General features: G+C 33.3%; 14 protein-coding genes. 5 read left to right on the forward strand and 9 right to left on the reverse strand.

Annotation, left to right across the window (positions count from 1 at the left end; genetic code table 11):
- Nucleotides 1–257: 257 nt before the first annotated feature.
- The 3 genes from BKM63_RS21385 (at nt 258) to BKM63_RS21395 (ending at nt 3,083) form a co-directional block, all read left to right on the forward strand.
- The gene (locus BKM63_RS21385) at nt 258–1,166 is read left to right on the forward strand and encodes an alpha/beta fold hydrolase (RefSeq protein WP_071638621.1); all 909 of its coding nucleotides are present in this window, start codon (nt 258–260) and stop codon (nt 1,164–1,166) included.
- A 104-nt stretch (nt 1,167–1,270) separates the two neighbouring features.
- Nucleotides 1,271–2,143 carry a helix-turn-helix domain-containing protein gene (locus BKM63_RS21390; RefSeq protein WP_071638622.1) on the forward strand — a complete coding sequence of 291 codons (873 nt, stop codon included), beginning with the start codon at nt 1,271–1,273 and terminating at the stop codon, nt 2,141–2,143.
- Between the two features lie 22 nt (nt 2,144–2,165).
- The gene (locus tag BKM63_RS21395) at nt 2,166–3,083 is read left to right on the forward strand and encodes a hypothetical protein (RefSeq protein ID WP_071638623.1); all 918 of its coding nucleotides are present in this window, start codon (nt 2,166–2,168) and stop codon (nt 3,081–3,083) included.
- Nucleotides 3,084–4,497: 1,414 nt separating this feature from the next.
- Here the strand turns inward: BKM63_RS21395 and BKM63_RS21400 are convergent.
- From BKM63_RS21400 to BKM63_RS21425, 6 genes are all read right to left on the reverse strand, one after another.
- Nucleotides 4,498–4,878, reverse strand: a complete 381-nt coding sequence (locus BKM63_RS21400; RefSeq protein WP_083572306.1) for a type IX secretion system membrane protein PorP/SprF — start codon at nt 4,876–4,878, stop codon at nt 4,498–4,500.
- A gap of 147 nt (nt 4,879–5,025) precedes the next feature.
- Complete coding sequence (locus BKM63_RS21405; protein ID WP_071638624.1) at nt 5,026–6,456, reverse strand: glycosyltransferase family 2 protein; 1,431 nt, start codon at nt 6,454–6,456, stop codon at nt 5,026–5,028.
- Nucleotides 6,457–6,460: 4 nt separating this feature from the next.
- Nucleotides 6,461–7,282: a hypothetical protein gene (locus BKM63_RS21410; RefSeq protein ID WP_071638714.1), complete on the reverse strand. Its 822-nt coding sequence runs from the start codon at nt 7,280–7,282 to the stop codon at nt 6,461–6,463.
- 1 nt (nt 7,283) lies between these two features.
- Nucleotides 7,284–8,498, reverse strand: a complete 1,215-nt coding sequence (locus BKM63_RS21415) for a YaiO family outer membrane beta-barrel protein (protein ID WP_071638625.1) — start codon at nt 8,496–8,498, stop codon at nt 7,284–7,286.
- A complete protein-coding gene (locus BKM63_RS21420) occupies nt 8,495–8,863 on the reverse strand; it encodes a response regulator transcription factor (RefSeq protein ID WP_071638626.1) in 369 nt (122 codons plus the stop codon). The genes BKM63_RS21415 and BKM63_RS21420 overlap by 4 nt, the downstream gene beginning before the upstream one ends.
- Before the next feature lie 80 nt (nt 8,864–8,943).
- Complete coding sequence (locus tag BKM63_RS21425) at nt 8,944–10,932, reverse strand: ATP-binding protein (RefSeq protein ID WP_071638627.1); 1,989 nt, start codon at nt 10,930–10,932, stop codon at nt 8,944–8,946.
- Nucleotides 10,933–11,312: 380 nt separating this feature from the next.
- Here BKM63_RS21425 and BKM63_RS21430 point away from each other — a divergent pair, with 380 nt between their 5' ends.
- Nucleotides 11,313–11,906 (forward strand): hypothetical protein, encoded by a 594-nt coding sequence (locus BKM63_RS21430; RefSeq protein ID WP_071638628.1) that lies wholly within the window; start codon nt 11,313–11,315, stop codon nt 11,904–11,906.
- Between the two features lie 209 nt (nt 11,907–12,115).
- A complete protein-coding gene (locus tag BKM63_RS21435; protein WP_071638629.1) occupies nt 12,116–12,592 on the forward strand; it encodes a hypothetical protein in 477 nt (158 codons plus the stop codon).
- A 757-nt stretch (nt 12,593–13,349) separates the two neighbouring features.
- Here BKM63_RS21435 and BKM63_RS21440 read toward each other — a convergent pair.
- The 3 genes from BKM63_RS21440 to BKM63_RS21450 are packed head-to-tail and all read right to left on the reverse strand — an operon-like array spanning nt 13,350 to nt 16,731.
- On the reverse strand, nt 13,350–14,420 hold the full coding sequence (locus BKM63_RS21440) for an AI-2E family transporter (RefSeq protein WP_071638630.1): 1,071 nt from the start codon (nt 14,418–14,420) through the stop codon (nt 13,350–13,352).
- Between the two features lie 35 nt (nt 14,421–14,455).
- Nucleotides 14,456–15,148 carry a potassium channel family protein gene (locus BKM63_RS21445; RefSeq protein ID WP_071638631.1) on the reverse strand — a complete coding sequence of 231 codons (693 nt, stop codon included), beginning with the start codon at nt 15,146–15,148 and terminating at the stop codon, nt 14,456–14,458.
- 14 nt (nt 15,149–15,162) lie between these two features.
- Nucleotides 15,163–16,731 carry an MFS transporter gene (locus BKM63_RS21450; RefSeq protein ID WP_071638632.1) on the reverse strand — a complete coding sequence of 523 codons (1,569 nt, stop codon included), beginning with the start codon at nt 16,729–16,731 and terminating at the stop codon, nt 15,163–15,165.
- Nucleotides 16,732–16,733: the final 2 nt, after the last annotated feature.

A 16,733-nucleotide genomic window follows, 5' to 3' on the forward strand; every position in this document is an offset into this window, starting at 1 on the left:
GATAAGTACTTTTATTTCCTTATACGGATCGTAATTCCGTACTTGCTTATAAAGCGGTTATATATTAAAATTTTACTTCATTGATTTATTAAAAGTTACAAATTTAATAGGAGTTGTTTTTGTAATAATGAGACTTTTTTTGATATAGGGAAAAATGTACAATGCACTCTTCCAAATATCCATTTTCAAGCCTTAGGGTTTTACGCATCTTTGTACTGTAAATAATTAATAATAGTAACTAATTAAAAATAAACAAAATGAAAACACTTATTTCAACATTAAGCCTTTTATGTATCTTTACTTTAAGCCAGCCGTTATCGGCTCAATCAAAACGAGTTCCTGCATCAGCCGGAAGATTAGAATTTATTGAAGTTGAACCAAATGTAAAACTTCATGTAACCGACCTTGGGGAAGGACAGCCTATTGTATTAATACACGGATGGCCGTTAAATGATGCAATGTATGAATATCAATATCAATATTTTGTTCAAAAAGGTTTCAGGGTGATCGGAATATCAATGAGAGGATTTGGTAAATCTGACAGACCCTATGGTAAATATGATTTTGATGTTTTCTCAGATGACATCAAAGTCGTATTAGATAAGCTTAAAATAAACAATGCCATTCTGGGTGGTTTTTCTATGGGCGGCGCAGTTGTCATACATTATATGGCAAAATACAATGGAGCACATGTAGGCAAACTGGCACTTTTTGCCGCTGCCGCGCCTTCGTGGAAACAACGTGAAGGTTTTCCATATGGTGCTACTGACGAAGCTGCTGCAGGATTAATACATACAACAAGAACAAACAGACAGCAGTTGATTGAAGATTTTGGTAAAGCCTTTGGGGCGTCTGAAAATGCAATCACACCAACTATGTCTCAATGGCTCGCGAGTATCAATTCTGATGCATCTCCTTACGCAACAACGCAGTCTATAATAGCATTACGTGATCTTGATTTACGTCCAGTCTTATCAAAAATTAATGTGCCTGTAGCAATATTTCATGGAACTAAAGATAAGCTATGTGATTTTGTATTCGCAGAACAATTGCACAAAGGGCTGAAAAACTCCTACATTGTAAAGTTTGAAAACAGCGGACACGCACTATTTATTGAGGAAATGGAAAAATTCAATACAGAACTTGAAAAGTTAGCAAAAAAATAATTTATAGTCGCAGTTCATTAAATGCTTTGTAAAAAATAAAGATTAGAAGCTAATATAAGTATCATCGCCGGTCTTTTAAAGACCGGCTTTTAAGAGAATTGATAATGAAAGAACACGTTTTTGATGTAAGCCTGAAAAAAATAGGTATGCTTAAAGTAGATAATGACAGCCTCGAAATGATCAATTCTGAAGCTTACAAAGAATATATTAAAGTACTGTACCTTTCTGCAGACTTTAAGATCAAGGTAGATTTTAAAGTATACAATACTTCAGGCAGTTCTCTTTTTTTTATAAGTCCCAATCAGGTTCTGAGCATCGAAGAGACCGGTAAGCAAGAAGGCTTCTTTATATTTTACCACAGTGATTTTTACTGCATTCAAATTCATGACGAAGAAGTTGCCTGCGATGGACTGCTGTTCAATAATATTCATAATATGCCTATGACGACTGTACCTCAGACAGAGTCCGCATTTATCGATTATTTATTTGTTCAGATGCAGGATGAATTTATTTTGAAAGATTCCTCTCAAGAAGAAATGATCCGTACTTATCTGAAACAAATCTTCATTAAGTCAACCCGACTCTGGAAACTGCAGCACCTAGACGGTGTATTGGGGCAATACCACAATGATCTCGAATGTTTCAGGCGTTTCACCCAATTGGTTGAAGCAAACTATAAACAAAAACATAGTGTAGCAGACTATGCCGATATACTTGCTATAGCACCCAAGACTCTGACCCATAAATTTAAGCGGATGAACCTGCCGCAACCCAATGAAATTATCAAAAACCGAATTATATTAGAAGCAAAAAGACTTTTAGTTCATACTGCTAAAAGTGCGAAAGAAATTGCATATGATCTTGGGTATGAAGACCCAGCTTATTTTAGCCGTCTTTTTTTTATAAAAACAAATGAAACCCCATTTGGCTTTAAGAATAAATACCTCAGCATTCACGCTTCAGAAGAAACTCTTTAAAAAATCAGAAAAAAATAAAATAATGACAAGTAAAAATTTTGTGTATACTTTTCTATGCTTCTTCTTAACTGCAATGTTTATTAATGCGCAGCAAGTTAAAAATCCGAATATTAGCGCATTGGCTGAACGTACTGGGCCTGCGCCGGAGAGTGTTTTTAAAAAATTTCGTGATGCAGGCATGGATCCTGTTGAACATAAATTAACCTATCTTGAAAGAGAGAAGTTAAACAATGCCTTTGCTATACTGCCTCCATTACATCAAAAAATTCTAAAAAAGCATCTGCACAGTATCAGTTTTATGGATAATATGCCCAATACTGCCCTTACATCACCAGTCGAAACATCTGATTCGGTAAAAATGTATAATATAACTTTCCGTGCTGAAATTCTTAACCAGACTATTTCTGAGTGGACAACGTGGAAAGAAAACAGCTGCTATGAAAAATCAACAGACAGTCAATATCAGGTTACAATTGAAGCTGGTAATCTGGATGCCATTATCTACGTTTTACTTCATGAAGCTACACATGTTCTGGATGGTGTTCTAAATCTAACTCCTCATCTGAATGAAAAAGATGTTTGGGAAGGATCAAAAGCCTTTACACAAAATGTTTGGGATAAATATAATGAGCCTTCGGAGAACGTAATCAATCCATTACTGGAGACTGTACTCTTTAGAAGTGGTAAACCAATCGAAGTTTCATATGCACCAGAAGTATATAAAGCAATTCAAAAAACACCTTTTGTTTCGCTCTACAGCACAGCATCATGGTTTGAAGATCTAGCCGAAGCATTAACCATTTATCATCTGACCGAGAAAATGAAGCAGCCCTATAAAGTGGTAGTTCTAAAAAATGGAATTCAGGAAGTCCTCTATGAGCCAAGCAAGAATAAACGTGTGAAAAAAAGGCAAAATCAATTACAGATTTTTTATACATAAATTAAGGACTTAAAATTCAAACGAAATAAGATTTTAAAAATGTTTTTTACTTAAACTCATAAATAATGACAATTTAATGTGTGGCAGAATCATGGCACATAACAATTGGAGTTGATACGTTTTTTACTACTGTAGAATAATGCTTCAATCTCTTAAACCTAAATATTCAATATTTTATATATATTTGTAATACAAAAAAAAGAACAATACTACTGACTATTAATTCGTTTGCATTTAATTTTTGTGCATGATTTAAAATTGAAAAAGTATAATTGAATTTAGGTGCAGAATCGGTGCACTTTGGTCAAAGACATTTTATAAAACCTAGTATAGACAGGACTTCAGCGATAAAGTTCGAATCCTGCTCTCCCCACCAAAAGGGTAAAAGAAGCTAAAACGAAAGTTTTTCAATCTTTTCAAAAACCCATAAAAAACGTGGTAAAGCCTGCAAATCGTAAGATTCGCAGGCTTTTTTCTTTTTTACTGCTTTTCAGATTTTTTAAAACCGCTCAAAATTTTTGTGACAGAATCGTGGCATATGAAGTTTGTTAAAAAAGAAATCCAGCAAAATCAATCCCTATCAAGTTTAGATTCGAAACTACTATAGCTCTGCGCAACAAGGTAATTACAAAAGGAATAGAATATTTCTGCAAAATATTTCCAAAAAATATAATATGCTTATTAGAATTAGTAATACACAATGTGATTTAAAAAAACAGCTGCCATTAGCCTTTCAAGTACTTTTTCGAAAAGTTGACTTGACAATTTATCAAAAAAAAAGAGTAGAAAAATTAATTTCTACTCCTTTAAACCCACAATAAAGACCTTAAGACTTTATCGAAAACTCTAGTTTTTCTTTAAGATATAGTATAAAAATGATTGGTTTTTAATACGGTCTATTTATGAATAGTTCGGGTAAAAGAAAACCCAAAAAAACACAAAAAACAACGTTTAATTTTCAGTGTGAATAAATCTCACAAGGCCTTTAATACAAATACCACAAATATATTAAAGGACAGAAAATTAAAATTCCCAAAAACAAATTTATTCCTGACAAACTATTTCATAATTTAGATCTTGCGTTGACCATTTATAGGAAACAACAACAAATTATAAGCACCTAACGATTTATTTAATATAAGTAATCAAGTCCCACAAATCACTTAAATCGAAATCATTAAATATAGACTTTTTCAAATCCACTTCATTCACTAACCTTATCTTAAACTAGCATTACAAAGTTAAGCTAACACACATCAGAGGTATTGACCAATAAAAACATTAAAACAAGACAATAAGTTTTTTTTAAAAAATTATCAAATCACAATCAATGATTGTTTACCCCCCCCTGTCTATTACAAAAAAAGAAATTCTATAATTAAAACTATTATTATTGAATATTCTTTTTAATAAATTAGTATTGCACAGGACTCTGAGTACAAGAGCAATTACTTATTCCCTGAAGGAAATCAAGTCCGATTGTAAATACATGCGTTCCCGAATTATATGCTCCAATTTGATTAAGAGAGGCCTGATATGAATAACCGAAGTAAAAATTATATCTTTTAAAACCAGCCATCGGGCCAATCACTAAAGGTTCTAGGGCCTGATCATTTAAAAAACGATAAGAAAATCCTATCCAATAATAATCTTCATAACGATTGTATTGTCTGAATTTGAAGTTAATATCGGTACTAGAACGTTTATCACTTGCAAAAAACTGAAAAAAAACTGACGGTTCTAACTCAATGCGATTATTATCAGCCCCTTTAAAAACATGTCCTGTATATATCAGCGGACTTTACATACTTATGAAATACTATAAAGAATAATCACTTGTGTACATCGTATAAAAAAAGGACACATAAAAACAGTTTATATCAGCTGTGTATTTTTCATCATAAATCGTTTAGAAAATTCTTCAGGTCTGCAATTTTTAAAATTACTTCTTACTAAAACCTTTCCGTGTCATTTCACCCCAGCCGCTAGTTCCCATAACTTTTTCTTTATAACCGATTAAAGCAGCATAAACTGCCAGAGGATGAAAATAAAACGGTTCTATAAAAGCCGCCAAAAGCAATTTTAAAAAATCAGTTTGTTTTGGGTATTTGTGGTACGTTCGCTCTTCACTATATAAGGCAATTACTGAAAACATAACAGCAAAAAAGTAAACAAAAAGCACCAGTAAAAAGAAAAAATGCCAGTTAAGCAGTCCAAATACAATAAACACCACTGTTATAAGTAAACCGCTAAATTCTATTGCAGGCGCAAGAAATTCAAATAGCGTCCAATATGGTATACTAAGCATACCTAACATTTTGTATTTCGGATTTAAAAACATTCTTTTGTGAAAGCTCAGTGTTTCAATTGTTCCTCTCATCCATCGACTGCGCTGTTTTTTGAATATTTTAAAATCTTCCGGCGCTTCTGTCCAGCACAATGGATCGGGTATGTAAGAAACAGAATAAGGCATCTTGTTCTCAAGCATATAACGACGCATTCTTACTACCAGTTCCATATCCTCGCCTACGGTTTTTGTATTGTACCCGCCAGACAATAAAGCTATTTCTTTATCGAATGCACCAAATGCCCCGCTGATCAGCAATAGACCATCCAGTCTTCCCCAGGCCATCCTGCCAAGTAAAAATGCCCGCAGATATTCTAAAACCTGTATTCTTGGCAGCAAAAGATCCGGAATATTTACTTCTACCAAACGCCCATTTTTAATAATGCACTGATTTGCAATCCTCACAACACCACCGGTAGCAATAATACGCTTGCCGTGAGATTCAAGAAAAGGTTTTGCCAGTTTAAGCAGTGCATCTTTATCAAGAATACAATCAACATCAATACATACAACATAAGGATTCTGCGCAATGTTTAGCCCCACATTCAGCGCATCTGCTTTACCTCCATTTTCTTTATCAACTACAATCAATTTTTTGTATGCTGCATTTCTGGAAGTATAAATACCTTTAATTTTTTTTGTTTCAATTTGATAATGAATGTTCAGCTCTGTACGCACAAGATCATAAGTCTTAATGAGTATTTCCATTGAATTATCTTTACTGCCATCATTTACAACAATTACCTGATAATTATTATAATTTAGAGAAAGTAGAGATTTTACGTTCTCCTGAATAGTAAAGCTTTCATTATAAGCAGGCGCAATTAAAGAGAGTCCGGGTGCAAATTGACTTGTAAGAAGCACATCGTAATCTACAAAACTATTTTTCTTAAGATATTCTCTAAGTTCTTTAACAGAGAGGTAAGCCAATATTAAATAAGACGACATAATCAGGATGGCATACCCAAGTATGAGGATCATATAAACATGGGAGAATATTGCTAATTCATTATTTAAAAAAGTCATTTGCTTAAGATGTTAAGGTCTGCAATACATTTTGGGCTTCATATTTTATAATTGTATTTGGCGTTCTCTCAGCCAACTGTGCCACAAATGGCATTTTTTGTGTAAGTTTCAATTCTCTAATAAGCTTTAGTCCAAGAGTAATTACAGTTGTATTTTGTGATTCCAGTAAAAACTCAACTCCTTCACTATCTCCTATATCGTGTTTTTTAAAAGCATTTATAATATTAACCTGAGTCCAGTCATCAATAGGATAAGGATGTTCTGTAAGATGAATGATGCCTTTTACGCCGGCAAGTTTTATACACGCATTTAAAGCGGTTATTTTTAAAGTTTTATTTTGTGCTTTAGAAATTGTAATAATACTGTCAAAAACTTTAGTAATATTCATTTCTGCAAGCTCGGTAATTCCTTTACATTTTATCTCCCATTTCGAGCTCCTTATTTTTTTGAAAGAATCATTTATTAATCCTGATTCTTTATAGAATTGCTCAAGTCTCTTTGCATAAATACCTTCGTAGTTTTTATGCAAGTTGATAATTGACTTAGTCATTACCTCTCTAAATAAAGCATTATTGATGAGCCTTTTAAAATCTGCATCTTCTTTTATTACCGTTATTGAAGTTTCCTGAAAAACAAGAGCGAATATTAATTTTTCAATAATGCCCCCATATTCAATAGTTCGTTTTTCTTTTTTAATATTCCTGTTTCGGCTTGTAATAATCAAAAGGTAAAGTATAAAAAACACGGCTATAAATACGCCTATCGATACAATTAGGAAAGATTGCACCCATACACCGCTTTTATAAAACTCCCAGATCTCTTTCATATCAAAAACGTTTAGTAATAATAAGCTGTGCACTAAACCTGTTTCTATATTCATCAGGCAGATATTCTTCATACTCATAAAGAAAAACAGGACGTACAAAAAATGCCCTCCCAAAACGACGCTGGTACTGTATTCCTGCTCTGTAAGCCTTTAAAGGAGTAACAAAATTATTGTAAAGATAAAGGTATGGCACATTACCATATTGAAGTTCCAGCCTTATCAGACTCTCTTTTTCTTCATTTGCAGTCTGCACACTTAAAACATGAGAAAATAACTCATTTGAGGTATCATAAAAAGGTCTGTAGGCCAAAGTATAAGAACCTGTACGATACCCCAGCTGACCTGTAAGCAATGTTACATCTTCTGTTTCAAAATGCATATACTTAAAACCCAGAGAATAATCAAATCGCTTTCGCGGAGCAAAAAAATATTCAGCACCAGCCTTTGCCACCGGAAATACGGTCTGACCAGTTGAAACGCCTGCATTTACATACAGGTAATTTCTTTTTGAGAAAGTCTGATAATAATCTGCTTCAAAAAGCATTTGCGTATCATTATTGGCATAACCCAGATTTGCTCTGCCTACAAGTGCCGATTTTGTAAATTTATGAGAATATTCGACATATCCATAATGAAGCGGTGATTGTCCGGGATTTGAAGTAGAAACATTTAAATACGAAAATGCCATTGCATTTTTTGCCTTTCGGCCAATAAGGGTTCGAAGACCTGTAATGGCCTGAGTGCTGTTTTCTGTAACAGATACTTTTTCGACAATTGCCAGTGCTTCTTTATCGCGGCCCAGTTTTTCAAGACAATTTGCCTTGGTTATGATAACATCAGTTGAATTGGGATCAATTACTAAATACCGATCACAATAAAAAATACATTTATCAAACTGCTCTGACCAAAAATAAACGTTAATAATCGCCAATAGAGCATCAGGGTTTGGACTGGTTCTATCTGCCAAAGGAGACAATATTTCTATGGATTTCTTGTAGTCTTTTTTCCAGCTGTATATACGGCCGGCAAAAATCTTTATGTCTTCATTTTCAGGAAATCCTGCAAGCAGAGGTTCGATAAGTGATAATGCTTTATCGTAGCTGCCTTTCTCGGCTTGTTTTCTAGCCTCAGACATTGTCATATCTACATTAATTTCCTGTCCCAGAGAAGTCTGGGAAATAAACAGCAGTAAAAGGGAGCAGTATATAAACTTCATAAAGGGCGTATATTTAGCAGTTTATTAATTCTTACCAGAAGAACAGCCGGACTGACCGGTTTTGCTATAAATTCGTTTGCACCAATGTCAAATGAATCCAGTTCTGTCTGTTCTATTCCTGAGGAGGTAAAAATAATTATCGGAACATCAGAACCCATCGTTTGTCTTACATATTGCGTAATTTCCATTCCGCTTATGCCGGGCATATTAATATCGGTCAGGATTAGATCATAATTGTTTTTTTCAATAGCATCCAATGCATCTTTACCATCAGCAAACTGATCAACGGCAAATCCTTTAGACTCTAAAAAAAAAGATAATGATTTACGCAGGATATCATTATCTTCTGACAAAACTATTCTCATAGGTTTCATATTTAACTTGAGGCAAATTCAATTTTATAAAATAAGTTTATAAAGTAAAGCTAGCTCATATTTATCTTTTATCATAGTTCCTTCAAAATTTTAACTACTTCGGCAATTTGGGAATCCAGCATTTTTATTTCACTTTGAATTGTAACAGAAACTATTCCTTTTTTTGCTTCATCTTCAATAATAGATAAGCAGCTAGAGAGGTCTTCAAGCATAAACATATCCAGACTTGATTTCATATGATGTGCTAATTTCTGCACTCTCTCCGCATTATTATCGTTAAATGCTTCTTGCAGCTGCTTTACTTCATTTGGAATTTTTGCTATAAAAAGATCGATCATTTCCTGCTTAAAGTTTAGATTTCCACACGATATTTCGTTTAAATAGGATAAATCTACATTACGTTTCTGTACAGGAATATTATTTTTGGCGATTGCGGCTTTTATAGCTTCTAAAAGTGCTGGCTGCTTAAAAGGTTTTGGAACATAACCATCCATTCCTGCGGAAAAACAGTGTTCTTGTTCGCCTACAAGAGAATGTGCTGTCATGGCAATAATAGGGATGCTCAAATTCATTTCGTTCCTGATATGCGCAGCAGTTTGATACCCATCCATAACAGGCATCTGAAGATCCATTAATACTAAGTCGTAAGTATTTTTTGACAAAAGATTTATCCCAATTTCACCATTTTCAGCAATATCTAATTCAAAGCCAAAGTTATCCATGACGCTTTTTATGAGCTTCTGATTTAAGATATTATCTTCACAAAGAAGTATTTTAAGTTTACCTAAATTTTCTCCAGGTGCTGCTCCGGTCACGATTTCAGCATTTTTTACTTTTTTGTAATTAAGTACAAAGAAAAACTCTGAACCTCTTTCCTTTTGGCTTTTTACCTGAATCTCAGCACCGTGCAATTCTAAAAGCTGTTTTACAATACTAAGGCCAAGACCGGTACCGCCAAATCTTCGCGTAGTACATTCTTCTGCTTGGGTAAATCGTTCAAAAATAGTTTTAAGTTTATTTGGCGATATCCCTATTCCTGTGTCTTTAACCGAAAATCTTAATGCGTATTGATTTTCTGTTTCATCCACTTTTTTGACAGAAACCGTTACTTCACCTTCTTCAGTAAACTTAAGTGCATTACCAGTGAGGTTAACTAATATCTGATTTAATCTTCCCTGATCGCCAATAACAACTTCAGGCATATCGGCATCCAGAAAAAGATTAAACTCTACATTTTCGGGAACCTTTACTTTTAAAAGATTATAAATATGTTTAAGTGTTTTTTTTAAATTAAATGGCTGTTCTTCAATAGTCAAACTACCAGATTCTATTTTTGAAAGATCCAGAATGTCATTCACGATTAATAAAAGATTTTCGCCCGCAATTTGTACGCTCTCCACATAATCACGCTGAACATTATCAAGCTTAGTCTGTGCAAGAAGATCTGTAAACCCGATTACAGCATTTAAGGGTGTCCTAATTTCGTGGCTCATATTGGCTAAAAAACTATCTTTTGCCAAAACTGCACGATCTGCAATTTTTTTCTGAGTATTGAGCTCTATATTTTTTGTATTTACTTCTAATTGGTTTATAACGTGCTTTGCAACAATCGAAAGTGCATTTCTCTGATTTTCATCTAGTTTTTTACTTACATGATCTATAGCACATATAGTTCCTATATTATAACCATCGGGTGTTGTAAGCGGAACACCTGCATAGAATCTCACTTTAAAACCACCGGTAACATTCGGATCGTCTTTTAACTTTTCGTTTAGGTGAGTATCTTCGATTTCAAGCATTTCCGATTCCATTATAGTATAACGACAAAAAGAAATTTCTCTTGGCACTTCAGATACACCTACCCCTATTTCAGATTTAAACCATTGTCTGCTCTCATCTATAAATGAAATATGAGCTATAGGTACGCCGCAAATGTATGAAACCAGCTTTGTTGCATCATCAAAAGCATCCTCGGGAAGCGTGTCTAATATATTATAACGCTTTAAGGCTGCAAGGCGTTCTCTTTCGTTGTGTGGTATTGGTTGGTTTGGACTGCCCATTTATTAAGTATATACTATAAATATAAAAAAATGTATCAACAAGATTAAAGATCTTGACGATTTTTTATAATTCTTCTCTCTCGAGCTGCCTTTGTTTTTTGTGATCATATTCTTTCTAAGCATATGCACGACTTCAATTCCGCTTAGAGTTCTCTTTGCAGATTAAAAACTTTGAAACCTACTGTATTTTGTATTTTTCATTTTATAAAACGATGGTCCTGCTAAACAATATTGTTTAGATATTTACATTGTGGAATGTTTATATTGTAAAAAGACATTTTCCAAATTTGGCAAAAGCTTCAAAAATCTGAATAATAAATTTATCTTTCTTAAATTTGTTCCAATAACTGTAATTTTTAATTTGTAACTTCTCACAAAAAATGGATTTTCAAAATAATGAATTTTCAAAAATAGAATCATTAAAATCAGAGAAGAAAACTTTTATAGTAAAGGCTTTAGGAGCATTTATTTTTGTTAGTATAATTTTAGGAATAATTAATACAGAGATAATTATTATTGAATCCGGAAAACTATCTGCTGAATTTAAAATCTCTTCTGTAATACTATCCGTACTTCTTTTATCTTTTTTGATATATTTCGTATTAAAGGATACAATTAGTATCAAAAAAAACAAAATTACCAAAGTAATAGTTGATCAAAATGGTTTGCACCATTATAAGGATGAAATAATTATTGACTCCCTAACTTTTGAGTCTTTACAGCCAAATCCCGATCTTAAAAATTATGACGTAATTTTATCAGAGGGTGAAGATGTCGTTTTTGATATTTGTGTATATTATTTCGATAACTCCAGAAACACAATAATTTATAAAGCTATCACATTTAACACTCCGTTTTCAATAGGCAACGGAGAAGAATTAAAAAGGCATTTCATAAAGGGTATTTTTAAATTTCGACCTGATTTGAAAGTTTCACCAAAGGTTTTAGATTTATTAAATTTAAAGAATATATAATTTTTTTCACTCCCCTAATGGATTTTTTGGTCTTAAACACTGGAATAATCTGGAGATACGTTATGGTGATTATACCAGAACTACAAATATGACTTCGAATATTATCAGCACTAGCACAAACAAAAGATAATCAAACACTTAATACTAAAATTAAATTTTCGGCACGTTTCTTGTTTTATCAAATATATTAATGAATAAAAAGTAACATTATGAAAACTATTAAATATTTATTGATTGGAATACTATTTCTTTCTTTTAGTTATACACAGGCTCAGGTATCAGTAAACGTTAATATTGGAACTCCTCCTGCATGGGGACCGGCCGGTTATCCGGATGTTCGTTATTATTACCTGCCGGATCTTGAAACTTACTACGATGTAAGTTCTTCAAATTATGTTTATCTGAATAATGGAAAATGGGTTAGAACCAGATCTCTTCCATATGCTTACAGAAATTATGATCTTTATAATGAATACAAAGTAGTTTTAACTGATTATAGAGGAGACAGACCTTATGATAATTTTAAAACCCATAAAGTAAAATATGGAAAAGGCTATAAAGGGCAGCCTCAAAAAACAATTGGTCAAAAGCCCGGCAAAGGAAATAATAAAGGAAAAGACAATGGACACCACGATAATGGGAACCATAATGGAAATGGTAAAGGAAAAGGAAACGGGAAACATTAATCCAAAAGAGGCTTTTAAGCCTCTTTTTTATTTATTTTCAGCACGAATTGATAAAATTATTGATGAAGAAATAATCTTCGAAAGAATTGCTTACAAGATCGATTACCGGGTAATAAGTTTTTGGAGCGCATACCTATTTTACCACAAAAAGTTAAGACTGTTTATTTCTATGTTTTTACTAAAAAGATTTTTTTTTTGATTTCAAAACAGAACTACAGTACTCATTTACAACAAATTGTCATAGTCACAAATTGGCTGTTTGAGTTTCGTGGCAGCCAAAACAAAAGTTTTTCATTCTTTTCAAAAAACCCTAAAAAACGTGGTAATACCTGCAAATCCTATGATTCGCATCTTGTTTCTTTTATACTGCTTTTCAAGTTTTTTAAAATCGAACAAAATCTCTATAGCATAATCGCGGCACTACCTTAAGTCCATCAGCCTTTTCATCACTAAGCGATGAATAATGAATAATCCTAAATCATTTGTATTTTTTAATTCCTAAAGCTGCACGCACTGTTTGATAATCCAATAAATTCAATCAAAAGTATGTGATCTTGATTCATTAATCTCATCGATACTGTAATAATTGATGTTTTAAATTGTCCCTATAATTTTTGGATCAAGATCACTTAATCTTGCCAAGGAGAAGATAAAGCTACAAAAAAATTAAGCATCAATAAAATAAGCGATTTTTATAAACTAAATTTTAAAGATATAATAAATAAACCGGTAATGTAAAAATGTATTAACCTAACTTTTACAAACTGGCTTCGGGAATGTCAGGTTCATCAAGCCAGGCAATAAATAATTTATAACCAATTGAAAATACTATAGGTCCAACAAACAATCCGATAAATCCCGACATAATAAATCCGCCGATAACTCCCAAAAAAATAACAAGCATGGGAACTAAGGCTCCTTTACCCAGTAAAAGTGGTTTTAAAATATTATCCGAAAGTCCGCTGATAATAAAAAATACAGTCCAAAAAACAGCGTAAGCGGAATCTCCCGTGGAGAATAAATACACAATTACCCCGATATTAATAATAATCGGGCCAATTTGCAAAATAGAAAACACAAGACATAACAGAGTCAATATTCCGGCATAAGGAATGTCTGCCAAATAAAGTCCAAAAGCCTGAATAATAGTCTGAATCACTGCAACTCCTAATATTCCTTTTACCACCTGATGAATCGTAGAAACTGATATTACAAGAATTTCATCAGCTTCATCAGCAGCAATTTTTCTAATAAATTTCACCATTAAATTCTTAGCACTTGTGGATACCATTAAAATTCCTGCGATGATAACCGCTAGAATAAACTGTAAAAAAGCCATTCCGGAACTCAGTACACTACTCATAATCTTCGACGAAACTTCTTTTATTTGCTCCTGATACTTTAAAACTCCCTGCTGTAAATCAGTTGACAGTGAAAACAAAAACTCATGCACAGATTTGCCGATCACCGGCCATTCTTTAATTTTTTCAGCAGGGGGCGTTATTTTAAGTGTATCCTGATCAAAATTATTTTTTAATTCCAAAAAATTGGATGCCGCCGCATTTAGGAAAAAGACCACAGGCAATAACATCAAGGCCAAAATTGCCGCTGTAATCAGGATTGCAGCCAGAGTCTTTCTGCCTTTTAATCTCTTCTGAACAAAATTAAATAAAGGATAAAAAGCAATGGCTAAAATAATTGCCCAGAGTAGCGGCATCAAAAAAGGCAGCATCAGTCTAAAACAAAACCCTACAAGCAGGAAAACAAAGAACAATTGCAAAATGGTTTCGAAAATTTCTTTGCGGTTATTCAAATTGACATTTTTCATTTATTTAATTTTTTAAATCTATACTAAACTTGAAACTATAACTTTTGTTTTCGGGAGAAATCAGCATCAGATACCAATCTTCCAATAAGTATAACAGGATATAAAACACCAAAAAGCGCCTCTAAAACAACCAGAGATCTCGCAAGAGGATGAAGTGGTACAATTTCGCCGAAACCTGTGGTGGTAATAGTGATATAACTGAAATACATAAACCTAGCCTGGTCACTACTTATTTTAAATCTAGAGGATGTAAGCTGAAAAGAACCTTCAATATGATGGAAAATAAATAAATAAACAACAGTCCAAAGATTTGCCAACAGCATATACACTACTATGGATCCTATAATACGATGCTTAGTTACAGGTCCCGGCTCAAAGACTTTGATCAGAACCAATACTATTAAAATCATCCCGGTTATGATTGTCAGAAAAAAATCACTCCATACGATGAAAACTCCCGAATAAAAAATAGCCGTCCACTGACAGGTAATAAACAGAAATGGGATCATGGCATAACGCACGGCCTGCTGTCTGTTTTTTGCCAAAGCAAATATGCCCGACAGCAGCATCAGCAACCAAAAAATATTAAGCATTATCATAAAAGATGTATGGTTTCCAAAAAGCGGGATCACTATAAAATGCATGACAAACAATAACATTAACATACTGCTAAGTCCGCTTTCTTTAATCCAGAAACGATAGAAAAATCGATCTTTTTTTGGTTTCATCTTATGTTTTTTTTCTAAATTGGTATTGGCTCCAGCTCTACTCTTCCAATTGGTCTTCGCCAAAGTTTAAAAAGCAGAATTATAAATATTGGCAAAAAACAAATTGCTGACATCATCAGATAAATATCTTTATAAGCCAATAATATTGATGCTTGAGAAGTTTTGCCTGAAAGACTTTTTTCTGCTTTTTTTTGTGCTTCAGCTTCAGAGAGTCCCATAAATAAATAATTCCTTTTAGTATTTACCAACTGTTTTTGTGCCAATTGATTGGACTCGGTTAATTGCTGACTAAGTCCCGTTTTATGCTGCACATTAAAATTAGAAACCAAAGTTCCTAAAATGGCACTTCCAAGTAAACCTGCGAAAATTGCCTGTGCAATAATACCGCTCATCATACGTGAAGCACTTAGTTTTGGAGGAACTCCTTCTGAGATATAAAGCAGTGATATCGGGAAAAGAAATCCCATTCCAAGTCCTTTAAAAATCAGCGGGAGAAAAAAATCTGAAAAATCTATTCCGGGATAAAACCTGAAAAAGAGTATACTATGATACAATCCATAACAGGCAAAACCCATAATCCAAATGGTAGCCAAATACACTCTTTTGTATAAAAGATAAGTAGATAATGGGATAGAAATACACAAACCTATGAGCAAAGCTAAGTGTGTTCCTGCTCCCGACACAGAATCAAATCCCAAAACATTTGTCATATAACCTGTAATCACGCTTCCTGTTCCGTTCATAACACCAATGTAAAACATCATAAAAGCACCTATAACTACATTTTTATATTTATAAACTTCGGGATCAATTATAGGATCACTAGTAAAACGGGCATGAATTAAATAAACTGCCAGAATTACAAATAACGAACCCGCTGCCAGCCCTATTTTAGGATCATCGAACCAGTTTCTACTTTGTCCTTCGGCGCTCAGAAAAAGTATAATGGTAAAAAATAAAATCATAATTATCCATCCTCGCCAATCAAACTGAAATTTAGTTTTCATGGGCGCAACATCGGCTTTATAAAAATACCAAGCCAAAATAATGCAAACTAAAAAATTGAAATTCAGAAAATAAATTCCAAATGTCCAATTATAAAAACTGGTAAAATATGCTCCAAAATACTGATAAACGTGCTGGCTTCCTTTTTGAATAAACTGAAGAATTCCATACAATAAAGCCATATTAAAAGCCGGATTGTATTTTAACAAAATCGGCACCATTGAAGCAAATATCCCTATCACAGAAACAATTGCCAAAAGTGAACGCCAAAAGGTAAACCATTCAATACTGTCTGCAAATAAAGAAGCGGTATTAAATATGATCGACAAAAAACCGGCTGATAAAATCATGGTACGAACCGGGATTTGTTTGCCGAGTTTCAACCCTAAGGGCATAAATGCCAACATAGCAAAAATGGGTATATATATAGAATAGGTAAAAATGGTAGCAGATTCTCCAAAATGTCCCAAAATCTGCGAGTTATCATAAGCCGTGACATTGAGTCCGTTAAAAAAAGGAATGGTGAGGATATATAATCCCATAAGAGTGAAAAGGCTTCCTTTTTTTCCTGCGAACATTT

The sequence above is a fragment of the Flavobacterium johnsoniae genome (genome assembly GCF_001879205.1).
Classification (GTDB): Bacteria; Bacteroidota; Bacteroidia; order Flavobacteriales; family Flavobacteriaceae; genus Flavobacterium; species Flavobacterium johnsoniae_A.

Bases quoted from the DNA above. Each gene is read 5' to 3' on its own strand.
- BKM63_RS21405 (WP_071638624.1), bottom strand. From the start codon at position 6,456: ATGACTTTTTTAAATAATGAATTAGCAATATTCTCCCATGTTTATATG.
- BKM63_RS21385 (WP_071638621.1), top strand. From the start codon at position 258: ATGAAAACACTTATTTCAACATTAAGCCTTTTATGTATCTTTACTTTA.
- BKM63_RS21395 (WP_071638623.1), top strand. From the start codon at position 2,166: ATGACAAGTAAAAATTTTGTGTATACTTTTCTATGCTTCTTCTTAACT.
- BKM63_RS21445 (WP_071638631.1), bottom strand. From the start codon at position 15,148: ATGAAACCAAAAAAAGATCGATTTTTCTATCGTTTCTGGATTAAAGAA.
- BKM63_RS21430 (WP_071638628.1), top strand. From the start codon at position 11,313: ATGGATTTTCAAAATAATGAATTTTCAAAAATAGAATCATTAAAATCA.
- BKM63_RS21390 (WP_071638622.1), top strand. From the start codon at position 1,271: ATGAAAGAACACGTTTTTGATGTAAGCCTGAAAAAAATAGGTATGCTT.
- BKM63_RS21420 (WP_071638626.1), bottom strand. From the start codon at position 8,863: ATGAGAATAGTTTTGTCAGAAGATAATGATATCCTGCGTAAATCATTA.
- BKM63_RS21410 (WP_071638714.1), bottom strand. From the start codon at position 7,282: ATGAAAGAGATCTGGGAGTTTTATAAAAGCGGTGTATGGGTGCAATCT.
- BKM63_RS21415 (WP_071638625.1), bottom strand. From the start codon at position 8,498: ATGAAGTTTATATACTGCTCCCTTTTACTGCTGTTTATTTCCCAGACT.
- BKM63_RS21435 (WP_071638629.1), top strand. From the start codon at position 12,116: ATGAAAACTATTAAATATTTATTGATTGGAATACTATTTCTTTCTTTT.
- BKM63_RS21425 (WP_071638627.1), bottom strand. From the start codon at position 10,932: ATGGGCAGTCCAAACCAACCAATACCACACAACGAAAGAGAACGCCTT.
- BKM63_RS21440 (WP_071638630.1), bottom strand. From the start codon at position 14,420: ATGAAAAATGTCAATTTGAATAACCGCAAAGAAATTTTCGAAACCATT.
- BKM63_RS21450 (WP_071638632.1), bottom strand. From the start codon at position 16,731: ATGTTCGCAGGAAAAAAAGGAAGCCTTTTCACTCTTATGGGATTATAT.